Genomic DNA, 14,103 nt, shown 5'->3' with positions numbered 1-14,103 from the left:
TCCTTCTGGACCAGCGGGGCAGGCGCCGGAGCGGTGTACTTCTCGAACTCCTCGGCGGCCTGCTCCAAGAGGAGGTCTCGCGGATCTGCCAGAAGGGCGGCAAGATCGCGGAGGGCGGAATTGTTGGGGCGCCGTGTGTTGATCACCGTGAGGCCCCCGTCGCGGCCGATGTCTCCCCGGGGCCGGTTGGTCAGCGCCGAACGTAGAAGGTGGCCGTGTCGCGGTTGCCAAGCCAGCGCAGTGTCAGCGGGCACCGGGAGAGCGGGCGCCAACGGGCTGCAAGCTCGGTGAAGAAGGACTCATCGGCGCAGATCCCGCCAGCACCGTCGCCGAGGTAGAACAGGCCGGGGCCCTGGTAGGCGCGCAGGGTGTCGGCGGCCATCGGGTCACGGTGCGGGGGCCAGAGCAGCGCCAGCACCCGCTCGGGGTGTGCGGCGGCGTCCTCGGCGGCCCGGCCCGGACGGACCTCGGTGAACTGGAAGCGGTCGGTCCAGCCGTTGTGCTCGGCGCGTGCCTCGGCGTCGGTGGCCACGACGTCGACGCCCCGGGCGCGCAGCAGCCACGCCCAGTAGCCGCTGCCCGCGCCGACCTCCAGCAGGCCGCGCCCGTCGAGGCAGTCGCCGATCCACTCCAGGGCGGTGCGCGAGGCCAGCGCCCAGCTGTAGATGCGGGAGAGCTCCTGGCGCCGGGGGAGCGGCGGTCCCAACTCCGCGGGCAGGTGGTCAAAAACGTCGATCACGGGCGCCCGGGAAGTACCGTGGCGCAGCGCGGGATACCAGAGCAGCGGGACCATCTGGGGGTTCTGTGCGGCGAATTCGACGTCCTGCTCGGGCAGCAGTTCGCCGAGCGGCCGGAACGGCCGGCCCCATCCGGCGTGGTGCAGCTCGGGGCGGGAGGCCCAGAGCCGGACCAGCCGCTCGGCGGTTTCGGCGATGAGCCGGACGGCGGGGTCGCCCGCCTTGGCACCGGACCGGTCGCAGGACTGCCCGGCCGGCGCCGTGCCGTTGGGGGTGGGGCTCACGGGGTCTGCTGCCAAGGGGGCTGCCTTGCCTGAGCACACGTCAGGAGCCGTTCATGGTCCGCTGGTTGCGGTCAGGGCGGTGGTGGCGACTCATTGCACGTAGCCGTGGTCCGGGACGACCAACCTGTCGGTGGTGTCCGTGGGCTGGGTGTCCGCGACCGCAGGGTCCGGGAGTGCCATGTGGGCCTCGACCACGATGCCGTGGGACGAGGTGGGCAGCGCTCCCGTGCTCACTCCCACGGCCGCGGCGGCGGCGAGGGCCGCAGTGGCGGCGCCGATCAAGACACTGTGACGATTACTCAGCTCCATGGCATAGCCTCCGGGTTGGGGAATTACCTCGGGCAGCGTAGCCAGGAAGATCATTTCGATCAATCTGTTTTGATCACGCGCGACCCTGCCCGGCCGGTCGGGCAGGGCGCCGGACGCGCCCGCACAGTGCAGTGTGCGGGCGCGTCAGGTGTCAACGCGGGTTCAGCGGTACAGCATGAGCCAGGCACTCTGGCCGCCGCACCCGCTCGCCCGGTAGGTGGCGCTGCGGAAGCCGGCCGGGATGGGCGAGCCGGGGCAGGCCCACAGACCGGCCCTGACGGCTATCTGGCTGCATAGGATCCCCGGATGGCAGTCACCAGTTACCTCCTACAAGGGCCGCGAGTGGCCATACGCCACGTCCGCCGCCAGGACTACGACGAGCTCACAGTGCTCGCCCAGAGAGCGCCGAAATGCTTCGCCGCTGGCTGGGCGCCCGCGAGGACACGGTCGAAGCATTCGAGACGGGTTCTCCGGGGCGTCGCGCCTGCGGTGGTCCTGCCGCCCGTGACCTGTTCCCCGACGTTCAGCCGCGCTTCCTGTGCTTCCTGTTCTTCGTCCTGCAAGCGGATTAGTACTCTGGTGTGCAGTTTCGCGACGGCCCAGGGCGACGACGGCCAGTACTGCACGCCTGACGCAGGCGGCGGCCGCGAGATGATCAAGGGTTGTGTGGACTCCTGGAGATCGTGCGGTGGCCGCGGGCCATGGCGTAGTGCCTGCCCGATGGCAGGTGATGTTCGACCAGCTGATGGGCCGTGTCGCGGACCGGTTCACGCGAGTGCGGCCTCACCAGGACGAGCACACGAAGGACCCGGCCCGGCAAGGTGCTTGCCGGGCCGGGTCCGAGTTCAGGCGGTGGCGGTGCGCCGTTCGAGGCGGGTCCTCCGCGAGGAGACGGTCAGTACCAGAGCTGGTTGTCCTGCCCGGCGCAGGTGGCCAGGGTCACGCGGGAGCCGTCAACGTTGCCGGGAACGGTCAGGCACAGGGTCCAGTTGGTCTTGCTCCGCAGCATGGCCGACGAGTAACCCGCGGGGCGGTCGATGTACCACTGCTGGTCGTCGTGGCCGTTGCAGTTCCACTGGGTCGCATCGCCGGAGTAGATGCCCAGGCACTCGCTGTTGCCGTTCTGAAGCTGGTAGTAGCCGCCACCGGTACCGGTCAACTCCCAGTTCTGGTCGGCGTTGCCGTTACAGCCCCAGATGACGGCGGCCGTGCCGTCGAAGGGGACGTTCCCGTAGACACCAAGACACTTGCCCGTGGCCACACTGTGCTGCGAGCCGCTGACGAGGGCCGAGGCGGAAGGTGCGTTGACGAGCGCGGCACCGGCCGCGAGCATGAGGCCCGCGGCGGTGGCGGCGATCCGAGTCAGAGCCTTGGTCATTTCGGTGAACCCTTCAGCCGATGCCGGAAAACGCGGCAGCCCCTGCCGGGAACAGCCGCAGGAGTTACCTCGATGCCCGGAAGCTACCTCAAGGAGATGCGCTCGCAATACCTTCACGATTGCACGGATGGGGCCGCAGGACGTTCACCAGTGCACAGTCCTCGCAGCCGACCTGGCAGCTCTGCACGGACCTTCAACGCCTGGCTGCCTACCAAACTTGCCGTCCTCCGCGCGTTGAGCACAGCAGCAGCACCAGCGGGATGATGCACCGCATGACCGACTGCACCGCGACCGGCAGCATCACCCTCAACGGCTAGTCCATCATCATCTGCAACCTGCCACCCCACGACGGCGACCAGCACCACGACATCGTCCACGGCGACTGGACCAGCAGCGCGGAGCAGTAGACCGCCACCGCCACCCCCACTGATAAATCCGATGAACTGTCACCCCAGCGGAGTACATTGGGCGTTGTCCAGGTGCGAAGGCCGGGGTTACTTCCATTGGTAATGGGGTTGCCGCGGGTTCGAGTCCCGCCCGGTCGCAGACCGGTAGCTCAGCTGGCAGAGCACCTACGTCTCCTCAGTCGAACTTGACCTCTGGACAAACAACTTCAGACTTCCACCCGGTGCGTAGACCGCGCGTTCTTCACTGGTTCGATTCCTGTCAGGCCCACCCCTGGGCCTGTTGCCCTGTTGGTTGGGCGCTCGCGCTGTCGCTCAGATCTCGGATGGCATAACTTCACACGCACCTCCCGGTGCGCTGCGGTCCGGCTACTTCTTTGGGTGAAACCACGCCGGACCCACACCTGATCTCGGGAGGCACAGCACCGGGGTGCCCGGTGCGCAGGCACACGGTTACTTCTTGGTCACTAGGGTTCGAATCCCTTCCGCGCCCTGACCGGCGCGGGGTACCGTCGCCGACTCTGATCTCGGGCACCCCTGCTTCGCCTCCCCTCCGCAGCGAGGGGATTCCTCTTGTCCCGCTTCAACACCCGCACCAACCGGCCGGCCGTCAGCTCGCCGATCCGAACGACCGGCGCGGCCACCCGCACCTACGAGGGCGCGCCCGGCCACCTGCGCGACGAGCGCAGTGAACTTTTCCTCCTCGCGGTCTCGAACACGGTCGGAACCGACACCTTCTACGAGAAGGCAGGCGACCGCGACGACCGCTACGTGCAGCTCGTCCGGCAACTCGCCGTCGAAGACCCCGCGTGGACCTACAACCTGCTCCACTGGCTGCGCACGGACGGCAACATGCGAACCGCATCGCTCGTCGGCGCCGTCGAGTTCGTCAAGGCCCGGCTCGACGCCAAGGCCGACGATCTCGTCCTGCGCCCCGCGCAGCAGGGCGTGAACCGGCTCGTCGTCGACGCGGTCCTTCAACGCGCCGACGAGCCTGGTGAGTTCCTCGCTTACTGGACCAGCCGCTACGGCCGGAACGTGCCCAAGCCCGTCAAGCGCGGCATCTCCGACGCCGTACAGCGGCTCTACAACGGCAGGGCCCTACTCAAGTACGACACCGACAGCAAGGGCTACCGCTTTGGCGACGTCCTCAACCTCGTTCACGCCACCCCGCACGCCGACAAGCCGTGGCAGGGCGGCCTGTTCAAGTACGCCCTGGACCGCCGCCACAACCCCGACACCGCACTGCCCCCGGACCGGGACCGGCTGCTGACCGCCAACCGCGAGCTGCTGGCGCTGCCGATCGCGGAGCGGCGCGCCGTGGTCACCGAGCCCGGAGGCATCGAACGACTGTCGGCGGCAGGGCTCACCTGGGAAGCGCTGGCGGACTGGCTTCAAGGCCCGATGGACGCTGCTGCGTGGCAGGCCGTCATCCCGTCCATGGGCTACACGGCACTGCTGCGGAACCTGCGGAACTTCGACCAGGCCGGCGTGTCCGACGAGGTCGCCGAGCAAGTCGCGGCGACCCTCGCGGCGCCGGAGGCCGTCGCGAAGTCCAGGCTGTTCCCGTTCCGCTTCTGGGCCGCGTACAAGCACACCCACTCGCTGCGCTGGGGGCACGCCCTGGAGAAGGCCCTCGCGCACTCCCTCGCAAATGTGCCGTCCCTGCCGGGCCGGACGCTCATCCTGGTCGACCGGTCGCCATCGATGTTCCCCGGCTACGGGTTCTCGACGCCGAACAAGTCCGACATCCCGCTCGCCGAGCAGGCCGCGGTGTTCGGCGCAGCGCTCGCTGCCCGGGCGGCAGACCCGACGCTGGTCGAATTCGGAATGCACAGCAACTGCATCGATGTTCCTAGGGGCGGCAGCGTGCTGCGCCTCATCGAGCAGTTCGGCCGTATCGACGGCACTGACATCCCGTCCGCGGTCAAGGAGCACTACCGGGATCACGACCGGGTCGTCATCGTCACCGACGAGCAGACCCGGCCCGGCTGGCTGCCGTCGAACTGCCACGGTCACTGGGGCGGTATGCCGGAGACCCGCATCGACGACCTGATCCCCGCGCGCGTGCCGGTCTACATGTGGAACATGGCTGGTTACAAGCCCGGCGCGATGCCGTCCGGGAGCGGGAACCGCCACACCCTGGGTGGCCTCACGGACGCGGCGTTCTCGCTGATCCCGCTGCTGGACGCCGGACGCGATGCGAAGTGGCCTTGGGAGCAGCAGCGCGGCTGATGGCCCGTCATGGTGCCCGCACCCCATGTTGAGGTGCGGGCACCATCGCGCACCATGACACGACTGGTAACGACCTTCTGGCCACGACACGGCACGACGTCCACCGACTGCTGGAACGGGCCGCCGCCTGGATGCCCACTGAGGCCGACCAGTGACCTGCCGCCTGACCGCTGCCCCGCAGGCCGGACTCTGCCCCCCTCCCCCGCTGCGGCAGGTAGCACGAAGGTCGCGTTCACCAAGGAGTCCTCGCAGCTGCGCGCGACCTTTGTCGGCGGCCCGCGCGCAGCATGCCCGTCCGCTACTGACTTCGGCGCTTCGGGGTGATGGATCGGCGCGTTCTACCGGCGGACCGTCGCAGTGACCGGCGCAGCCGTTCCCAAGATCTGCCACCGCCGTCACTTTCAAGCCCCGAGGTCAGTATCCAGCGGCCTCGAACAGCGCCTCGAACCTGATCACTCACACGAGGGTTCGCCGGACACGGGGCGGCCTCCGCTTGATCATGCACTCGGGCTAGGGGTGGATGATCGGAGCGAAGGCCGTTGGGGACGACTGTGTCGTGTGACGGGATCGGCAGGGGCGCGTTCGCCACCACAAGGTCGGCGCCAAGCCCCGACGGACTGGATAGGACGGCAAGGCAGGAGCCTTTTCCTGAACCCCCTCCGGGGCTGCTCGGGAGCCCTTCGTCGGTCCGGGGCGTGGACCGCCTGCTCCGAAGGCGGCAGGGGCCGGGGATGGGACCTCAGGTCGGTGGTGGGGCGCTCCTGAGCCGGGGGCGGCCCAGGAGCGGCGGTCTACCGAGATGCGTCGGAATAGGCGGCAGTGGCGCGAATTTCGACGAGCAGCCCCGGACTGGCGAGGGCGCTGACACCAATCAGCGACCAGGTCGGGAAAGGGGCTTTGATGAGGCGCTGCTTGGCTTCGAGGAAGCCGGGCATGTGCCGGTGGATGTCCACGTGGTAGCTGGTCACGTCCACGAGGGCGGACAGGTCGAGGTTCTCCAACCGGAGGATCTCCTCGATGCGCCGGATGGCGATCTCGGTCTGCTCTTCGATGGTGTCCGCGATGGTTCCGTCGGCACGGCGGCCGATGGTTCCGGCGATGAAGAGCAGACCGTGCGCACGGACCGCGGCGGAATAGCCGAAGCGGGCGAAGGCGCCGCTGGTCTCTCCGAAGACTTCGGAGTCCTCGGGGATCTCGACGGTGTGTATCGTCATGGCAGTGCTTCCCTCTCTCTGTTGACTGGTCGTGGGATCCGTGACGTCAGCTGCCCCAGCGGGACGAACGACAGGCGTGCTCCAGTCGGGTCCGGCCGAAGGTCTCACGTTCTCGGAGGAATTCACCGGGAATCGTGTAGCGGGGTGCGTTCTTCGGGTTCTTAGCGGCTTGCGCGACGATCGCGTCGGTGAGTGAGCGGATCATCTCCAGTCTCGGGTAGGCGGCATGCAGCGCGTCGGCCTGCTCGTCGGTGACGGCTTCGACGTGACCGGTGCCCAGCGGGCCGCCGAAGTCGAGTGCGACGCCTTCGCGGACGAGCACGCACAACGTGCCGCGCCGTTCCGCGATGCCTGGGGAGGTGTGCAGGGCGATGGCCTGCCAGACCTCATCGGCGTCAGCCGCGGAAACTCCGCGCCCGACGAGGAACTCGGCGGCCCGGTCGGCGCCCTCGACCTCGAAACGCTGACAGTGCGCGCCGTCCGACGCGACGCCGAGGTCATGCATCACGCAGGCGGCGAACAGCAGGCTGTCGTCGTAGTCACGGCCGACGGCCAGGTCGAGGCGGCCGGCCACCAACCTGGCGAACAGGTAGCTGCGGACGCTGTGGTTGAACACGGAGGGCGTTTGCACCGTCCGGACGAGATTCACGACGGCGTCGGCAAGTGGTGTGCCGGGCAGCGTGATCAGGTCCGTGGTCACCTCGCGGGTAGATCCGTTCATGACTTCAGAGTGGCCGCGACCGCCCTGACCTGGCGAGAGGCAAAATTACCCGACTTCGATAGGATCCTGCCATGGCAGTGCACCGAGTCGCAGTCCTGGCGCTGGACGGGGTCACCCCGCTCGATCTGGCGATCCCGACGCAGATCTTCAACACCCGACCGGAGACCCCGTACGAGATGACCGTGTGCGCGCTCGACGCGAAGGTGACCACCAGCGCGGGCTTCGCACTGATCGCCGGTGGGGAATTGGAGCAGGTACGCGTCGCCGACACGGTGATCGTTCCGGGGTTCGAGCCGATCCTCCAGCTTCCGAACGCCGTACTCGATGCGCTGGCCGAGGCCCGCGACCGTGGTCGGCGCGTGGTGTCCATCTGCACGGGAGCCTTCGCGCTGGCCGCGGCGGGCGTGCTGGACGGCCTGCACGCCACGACCCACTGGAAGCACATCGAGGAGCTCGAACGAGATTTCCCCGCCATCACGGTCGACCGCGACGTCTTGTACGTCGACGAGGGTGACGTGCTCACCTCGGCCGGGGTCTGCTGCGGCATCGACCTCTGCCTGCACATCGTGCGCCGCGACCTCGGGGCGGTGGTGGCCAACCAGATCGCCCGCGGCTTGGTCGCCGCCCCGCACCGAGACGGCGGGCAGGCGCAGTACGTACCCGCTCCGGTCGCAGTAACTGGCGAGGCCTCGCTCTCCACCACCCGGGGATGGGCCCTGCAACGACTCGAGGAGCCACTCACCCTGCCGGTGCTCGCCCGCCACGCCGGCCTGTCGCAGCGCACCTTCATCCGCCGGTTCGCCGAGGAGACCGGCACGACCCCGCTGCGGTGGCTGCTCAGCGCCCGAATCGGCCGGGCACGGGAACTACTGGAAACCACGAACCACCCGGTGGACCGGGTGGCACGCGACTGCGGACTGGGCACAGCCGCCAACCTGCGCCTGCACTTCCGCCGCGCACTCGACACCACTCCCACTGCCTACCGACGCACCTTCTGGTGTTCGGACCACGCACGCAAGCCGGACCCGTCGCCATAACCCGGACGGCTCACCACTACCTCGGACAGCCTTACTGATCGTTTCGGAATGAGGCTCCGAGTCGTCTCAAGCAGATGATGCCGCAAGCGAGTTGAAGCAGGCCTTGGTGGAGGTCGGCGCGCACCTCGCAGCGGACCCGCAGGCGCTTGAACTGGTGGAGCCATACGGTTGGGTCGGCCGCGCGGCGAGGTGCCTGCTCGTGGCAGGTCCTTTTCCGCGCGGCCTCCCGCCGAGTGAAATGACGGTTTCCCTGTCATCCGGCTCTCCAGTGATCACGGCGTGTGTGATCTGGCCGTTCGTGCGCGGCCCCGCGGGGCTGGTGCTGGACGTTCCGGGTGAACCACACAGGCGGCCGGTTACGCCTAGCGATCATTCGGTTACCTTGTCGGCGACAGGAACCCCCATCCGCACCCCACCCCCGGGAGTCACCCGTGCGACGCGTCGCAACCCTGCTCGCCGCTCTCGCCACCACCAGCACGCTGGCCCTCGCCGTACCCACCTCCGCCTACGCCGCCCACGGGCAGCTCCTCTTCTTCAGTAACGATCGGGTCGTCAACAATCCGAGCGTCTGCGTCAACCAGGCACTCGGGTCGCAGCCCATGGAGAACCGGACGACCGCGTACGTCCTCGTCTACGAGGGCGCCAAATGCTCCGGAAATGTTCTCGCGGTGGTCCCGCCAGGCGGCACGGCGACCGAGTCGGCCGGTAAGAGCGTGTACGTCGCATAAGGGCGACGGCCACCGTCTGACCGAACGACCGTGATCGGCCTCGGAGACGTCCAGTGGAAGTCGGACCTCCACCGCCTCCGGTGCCGGTCCGCGTCCGGCCTGTGCTGTCCGGCAGTCGAAGGCACCCGGAGCCACCGCTGGGCGGCACTGGGATCGGCGGTCCCGCGTTTCCCCCGAGCGCGGGGCTGCTTCGCGTTCACGGCGAACTACAAGTCCCGGTGTGGCACTGGGCGTTGATCACCCCGCGCCACCCGCGAGGACCAACATGCCCTCCACCCCAACCGCTTGCCCGAGCAACTGCAACCGCGCCTGACGCCAAGCCGAGACCATCGGACTCCCCGGTCCCTCGCATGGGACCAGGGCAACGAGATCGCCGTGGAGGGCCTGGTAGATCGTCTCGTGGACCACGTGCATCTCTGGCGAGGTATCTGGGCGATCTGCTCAAGGCTCCAGTGCTTGGTGAGCCGCTCCTGCATGAAGCCTTGGAGCTCCAGGTTCTGTGGGGCTCCGGTACGGCAGCGCACGCTTCCTCGCGCTCCTCGGGCGAGCCGCCCGGTGAGGCCAAGCGTTCGCGGGACCTACTCGGCGGTGTCCGGGGCGGGGGTGCGGCCGACCTCCTGTTCACCACCCCTGACCAGGAAGTCGCCGATCAGGATCTTGTAGAGGGCACCGCCGACGACACCGCCGACCAGCGGGCCGACGATCGGCACCCAGAAGTAGAGGTTCCCGTACTGGTCCCGCCAGGCATGGCCGTAGCCGGTGAGGTAGCTGGCCAGCCGGGGGCCGAAGTCGCGGGCCGGGTTGATGGCGTACCCGGCGTTGGTACCGAAGGCCATACCGATCGCGACCACGATCAGCCCCACGATGAAGGGGCCGAGGTTGGCCCGTGGCGGGCTGTTGAGCACATCGGTGACCGCGAAGACCAGCAGCACCAGGATCGCCGTCCCGATCACCTGGTCGCGCAGCGCGCCCAGCTCGCTCACCGGGAAGCCCCCGTTGCCGGGGAGGGTGGAGAAGACGCCCTGGCTCTTGATCGAGTGATTCGGGTCGAACTTGGCCAGCACCTCGGTGTAGTTCCACCGCACCACCAGGGCCGCTACGAACGCGCCCGCGGTCTGCGCCACGGCGTAGGGGCCGACCTTCGCCCACGGGAAGCCCTTGAAGGCCGCCAGTGCCACGGTGACCGCGGGGTTGAGATGGCCGCCGCTCATCCGGGCCGCGACGTAGACGCCGAGGGTGACACCGAGCCCCCAGGCCCAGGCGATGCTGTCATGGTCGCCGAGGCCCGCCGCGAGCACCTGCGCCACCACGCCCACACCGAACAGGATGAGGATCATGGTGCCGGTGAACTCCGCGAACAGTTCACCCGCCAGTCCCCACCCGGGGCCCTGTTCCGATCGCTCAGCCATCCGCACTCCCGAGGGTCCTGTCGGCCGGACCGGCCTTGGACGTCCTCCTCATCGTGTACGCACATCACGGACGGCTGCCCGTCAGGCAGGGCTACTTGGGGGCGTGAGCGGCCCGTCGACCGTGGTCGGGGCGCCAGGATTTGATTCCGCGCCCCCTTGACGGTGAAGTGCGCCGGGCCTGTGATGATGAGACCGCCCGGCAGCGGGGAGCGTGAAGAGAGGAAAGGGCACCTCCCGGCCGAAGACCGAGGATGCGCCGAGAGCCGCGTCCGGGCGTGCATCGTGCGGGGCACCCGTCCCCCAGCCTTCGGCCGGGGGGGACCCCCAAGTCGCCAGGCTGGGGGAAGAGAGCGCAGCGGCGCTGCGCGCGACGAGGGATGTGCGTCCGAGGGCCCCTCGCCCTCAGCCCGACGGCTGGGGGCGGCGCCGCACGATGGCGGGCACGGACGGTCCCGCCCCCGGCCGAAGGCTGGGGCACGGGCGCCCCCACCCGACGGCGGGCACGGGGAGAGGGCGAGAGCTGTCGGCACGCGACACCGTGGGCCCTGCTGCCCGTCGGTCCGAGGGGCGACCGGGCGCGGAGGGGACTGGGTGTGGACGGCGAGGAGATCAGCTGGCTCACGGTGCCGCAGGTGCGCACGCTGTGGCCGGGGGTCGGTCCGGTGCACGAGACGGCGGTGGCCAACGGGGTGCGGTTCCGTACCGACACCGCCGACAGCGTCTGGGGCTCGCACACCGTGGTCCGGTACCACGCCGACGACGTACGGCGGGTGGCTCCCCGGCTCATGGCCGCGCCCGGTGAGCCGTCCGGCCGGACCGGGCTGGCGGGTTTCCTGGCCCTGCTGCTCCTGCTGGTGCTGGTGACCGCACTGGCCGTCTGGGCCTGGCACCAGAGCCGGGCCGGCGCCCAGACCTACTGGCACTGAGCGCGGGGCCCGAGCGGCAGTCAGCGTGAGACCTCCCGCCCGCGGGTCCGTCAGAGCGCGGCGTCCCGGGCGAGCAGTGCCGCCTGCACCCGGTTCTCGCACTCCAGCTTGGCCAGGATCCGGCTCACGTACGTCTTCACCGTGCCCTCGCTCATGTGCAGCCGGGCGCCCACGTCCGCGTTCGAGAGGCCCTCACCGAGCAGTTCCAGCACCTCGCGCTCGCGCGCCGAGAGCGCGGCCAGCCGCCGCCTGGCCGCCTCACCGCGGGCGACGGCCGGGCCGGCCGCGAGGCTGTCGACGATGTGTCGGGTGGCGGCGGGCGACAGGAAGGCATGACCGCTGGCCGCCGCCCGAACCGCCTGGATCAGTTCGCCGGGCGCGGTGTCCTTGAGCAGGAAGCCTGCGCCTCCCGCGGTGATCGCCCGCAGCACGTTCTCTCGCTCACCGAAGGTGGTCAGGATCAGCGCCCGCGCCCCCGGTGCCACCCTCGGCAGCTCGGCGAGCGCGGTGAGACCGTCCATCACCGGCATCTGGATGTCCAGCAGCACCACATCCACCACGTGCGCCCGCGCCAGCTCCAACGCCTCACGGCCGTCGGCCGCCTCCGCCACCACGTCGATGTCGTCGGCGGAGGTGAGGATGAGCCGGATCCCGGCGCGGATGAGCGGCTCGTCGTCGGCGACGAGGACTCGGATCACTGGTTGGCCTCCCGGACGCATGCGCTGATCTGCTGGCTGCACCTAGGCACGGTAGTGCACCTTTTCGATCAGCACGCCGTCGCGGAAGCAGAGCCGGCTGGCGTAGTCGCCCGCCGGCTCGTCGCTCCGCTGCTCCGCGCTGAACCAGAGGCAGGACGCCCCGGCCGGGACGTCGGGCCCCTTCTGCCGGTACCCGCTGGTGAGGAAGTCGCTGCCGGAGGGCAGCTTGTCCTTCACCGCGCTCTCCGGCTGGCCCACCTGAACCGCGTCGTAGACGTCGCGGTCCAGCGTCGCGTTGTCGGTCTCCTCGACCAGCACGTAGCCGCCGAAGCCGAGCAGGCCCAGGAAGGCGAGACACGCCAGGCCCACCACCACCGCGCAGCCGAGCGCCGGGCTGCGCCGCACCGGCGGAGCCGGCGGCGGCGCCTCCGGCAGGTCGGGGTCGTCCGCGGGCGGGCGGCCGGCCCCCTCGTACGGCAGCACTCCGGCGAGCCGGAAGCCGCCCTCGGGGGTGGGCCCGCTGTGCACCATGCCGCCGAGCAGCCGGGCGCGTTCGCGCAGCCCGGTCAGGCCCTGGCCGCCGCTGACCACCGGTCCCGGTGCGGTTGCGGCCGAGGCGCCGTTGACCACCTCGACCAGCAACGCGTCCGGCTCGTAGCGCAGGGCGACCTCGATCGGTGCGCTCGGGGCGTGCTTGTGCGCGTTGGTCAGGGCCTCCTGGACGATCCGGTACGCGGCGTGCCCGGTGGCGGCGGCGAGCGGGCGGATCTCGCCGGAGCGGGTCACCCGTACGGCGGTTCCGGCGGCCCGGGAGGCGTCGGTGAGCCGCTCGATCGTCTCCACCCCGCCGGCCGCCCCGGTGTCCCCCGCCGTACCCGCTGCGCCCCTCGACCCGGCCAGCCCGACCGTGTTCTCGTCCCGCAACAGGCCGACCGTCTCCCGCAGCTCGCGCATCGCGGTCACGGCGGCCTGGCGCAGCACGGCCACCGCCTCGCGCTGCCGGTCCGTCAGGCCGCGGTCCACCTCCAGTGCACCGGTGTGCACGGAGATGAGCGCGAGCTGGTGGCCGAGGCTGTCGTGCATGTCCTGGGCGATCCGCTGGCGTTCGCGCAGTCTGGCCTGGTGGGCGATCATGGCGCGTTCGCGCAGCAGCTGGTCGTTGCGCTCCTGCAGGGTGCTGAGCAGGGTGCGGCGCTGCGCGCGGTAGCGGCCGAAGACGGCCGGCAGGACCACGAACAGCAGGAACACCGCCAGGTTGATCCCGATCAGTCCCCTGGGCGGGATCCCGTCGAGGTTGTAGCGGAGTGAGACCGCGGTGCTCAGCACCAGGACGGACGCGCAGGCCGCCGTGAGCGCCCAGGCCCGGGCCATCCGGTAGCCGGCCGACCAGCTCGCGGCGGCCAGTATCGGGATGCAGCCGCCGAAGGCGCCGAGGCCGACCGCGGTCAGCAGCAGGACCGTCAGTGGGAGTCCGCGGCGCAGCAGGTAGAGCGCGGCGGCGGCGAGGCCGACGGCGATCGCGCCGAGCGGGTTCATCGGGTCGGCCAGCGAGATGATGCCGCTGAGGACCGCGACCAGGAGTGCGGCCGTACCCTCGCGGAGGTACTCGCGTCTGCCCCAGGGGCCGGGGAGGGCACGCTTGCGTGCCGCTGTCCAGAGTTCTGCTGTCTTCGCCACCCGGGCGAGCGTAATCGGACGGGCCGACCTGCGCCGTTGTCTTTGGTCGCGCTCGCGCACGACGAAAGTCACGCCTCTGGGCGTGGGCGGCCGGGCAGCCCCGCGCGTGCGTCCGCCGCCGGGCCTGTGGGCCGGGCGGTGAGGAGCAGGGCGACGTCGTCGACGCGGTGGGCCAAGTGGCGGGCGGCGCCGGGGAGGCGATCGGCGAGGATGTCCAGGCGTTCGGGGACGGTGCAGTGGGCGAGCGAGACCCTCAGGCGGTCGATGCCCTGGTCGATGGCGGTGCCGGACTCCTCGACCAGCCCGTCGGACACCTTGGCGCACCTTCTCTCTGGCCGCCCGGCCC

13 protein-coding genes and 1 tRNA gene are annotated in these 14,103 nt (G+C 70.0%); 5 read left to right on the top strand and 9 right to left on the bottom strand.

Features of this window, described 5'->3' with window-relative positions:
• Nucleotides 1-190: 190 nt before the first annotated feature.
• The 3 genes from ABD369_RS14215 to ABD369_RS14205 all read right to left on the bottom strand — a co-directional run bounded on the left by ABD369_RS14215 (nucleotide 191) and on the right by ABD369_RS14205 (nucleotide 2,708).
• Nucleotides 191-1,021, bottom strand: coding sequence for a class I SAM-dependent methyltransferase (locus tag ABD369_RS14215; protein ID WP_344636728.1), 831 nt, complete (start codon nucleotides 1,019-1,021; stop codon nucleotides 191-193).
• A gap of 90 nt (nucleotides 1,022-1,111) precedes the next feature.
• Nucleotides 1,112-1,330: a hypothetical protein gene (locus ABD369_RS14210; RefSeq protein ID WP_344636727.1), complete on the bottom strand. Its 219-nt coding sequence runs from the start codon at nucleotides 1,328-1,330 to the stop codon at nucleotides 1,112-1,114.
• An 895-nt stretch (nucleotides 1,331-2,225) separates the two neighbouring features.
• Entirely contained in the window at nucleotides 2,226-2,708 is a 483-nt protein-coding gene (locus ABD369_RS14205) for an RICIN domain-containing protein (RefSeq protein ID WP_344636726.1), read from the bottom strand.
• A gap of 486 nt (nucleotides 2,709-3,194) precedes the next feature.
• Here ABD369_RS14205 and ABD369_RS14200 point away from each other — a divergent pair.
• Nucleotides 3,195-3,252, top strand: a tRNA-Ser gene (locus tag ABD369_RS14200).
• A 433-nt stretch (nucleotides 3,253-3,685) separates the two neighbouring features.
• Nucleotides 3,686-5,347: a TROVE domain-containing protein gene (locus tag ABD369_RS14195; RefSeq protein ID WP_344636725.1), complete on the top strand. Its 1,662-nt coding sequence runs from the start codon at nucleotides 3,686-3,688 to the stop codon at nucleotides 5,345-5,347.
• A 791-nt stretch (nucleotides 5,348-6,138) separates the two neighbouring features.
• Here the strand turns inward: ABD369_RS14195 and ABD369_RS14190 are convergent.
• The gene (locus ABD369_RS14190; RefSeq protein ID WP_344636724.1) at nucleotides 6,139-6,561 is read right to left on the bottom strand and encodes a Rid family hydrolase; all 423 of its coding nucleotides are present in this window, start codon (nucleotides 6,559-6,561) and stop codon (nucleotides 6,139-6,141) included.
• A 46-nt stretch (nucleotides 6,562-6,607) separates the two neighbouring features.
• Nucleotides 6,608-7,282: an HD domain-containing protein gene (locus ABD369_RS14185; protein ID WP_344636723.1), complete on the bottom strand. Its 675-nt coding sequence runs from the start codon at nucleotides 7,280-7,282 to the stop codon at nucleotides 6,608-6,610.
• A 71-nt stretch (nucleotides 7,283-7,353) separates the two neighbouring features.
• Between ABD369_RS14185 and ABD369_RS14180 the strand changes: the two genes are divergently transcribed.
• Entirely contained in the window at nucleotides 7,354-8,319 is a 966-nt protein-coding gene (locus ABD369_RS14180; RefSeq protein WP_344636722.1) for a GlxA family transcriptional regulator, read from the top strand.
• 431 nt (nucleotides 8,320-8,750) lie between these two features.
• Nucleotides 8,751-9,047, top strand: coding sequence for a hypothetical protein (locus ABD369_RS14170; RefSeq protein ID WP_344636721.1), 297 nt, complete (start codon nucleotides 8,751-8,753; stop codon nucleotides 9,045-9,047).
• Nucleotides 9,048-9,625: 578 nt separating this feature from the next.
• Here ABD369_RS14170 and ABD369_RS14165 read toward each other — a convergent pair.
• Nucleotides 9,626-10,456, bottom strand: coding sequence for an MIP/aquaporin family protein (locus ABD369_RS14165; protein WP_344636720.1), 831 nt, complete (start codon nucleotides 10,454-10,456; stop codon nucleotides 9,626-9,628).
• A 593-nt stretch (nucleotides 10,457-11,049) separates the two neighbouring features.
• Here ABD369_RS14165 and ABD369_RS14160 point away from each other — a divergent pair.
• The gene (locus ABD369_RS14160) at nucleotides 11,050-11,382 is read left to right on the top strand and encodes a hypothetical protein (RefSeq protein ID WP_344636719.1); all 333 of its coding nucleotides are present in this window, start codon (nucleotides 11,050-11,052) and stop codon (nucleotides 11,380-11,382) included.
• A gap of 50 nt (nucleotides 11,383-11,432) precedes the next feature.
• On the opposite strand, the gene ABD369_RS14155 is transcribed toward ABD369_RS14160, so the two are convergent.
• From ABD369_RS14155 to ABD369_RS14145, 3 genes are all read right to left on the bottom strand, one after another.
• A complete protein-coding gene (locus tag ABD369_RS14155; protein ID WP_344636718.1) occupies nucleotides 11,433-12,080 on the bottom strand; it encodes a response regulator in 648 nt (215 codons plus the stop codon).
• A gap of 42 nt (nucleotides 12,081-12,122) precedes the next feature.
• Entirely contained in the window at nucleotides 12,123-13,757 is a 1,635-nt protein-coding gene (locus ABD369_RS14150) for a sensor histidine kinase (protein WP_344636717.1), read from the bottom strand.
• A 68-nt stretch (nucleotides 13,758-13,825) separates the two neighbouring features.
• Nucleotides 13,826-14,071, bottom strand: a complete 246-nt coding sequence (locus tag ABD369_RS14145) for a hypothetical protein (RefSeq protein WP_344636716.1) — start codon at nucleotides 14,069-14,071, stop codon at nucleotides 13,826-13,828.
• Nucleotides 14,072-14,103 lie beyond the last annotated feature (32 nt).

This window comes from Kitasatospora cystarginea, from assembly GCF_039533515.1.
GTDB lineage: Bacteria > Actinomycetota > Actinomycetes > Streptomycetales > Streptomycetaceae > Kitasatospora > Kitasatospora cystarginea.
Note: the sequence above shows the minus strand (reverse complement) of the source record. Positions and strands in the feature narration are given on the sequence as shown.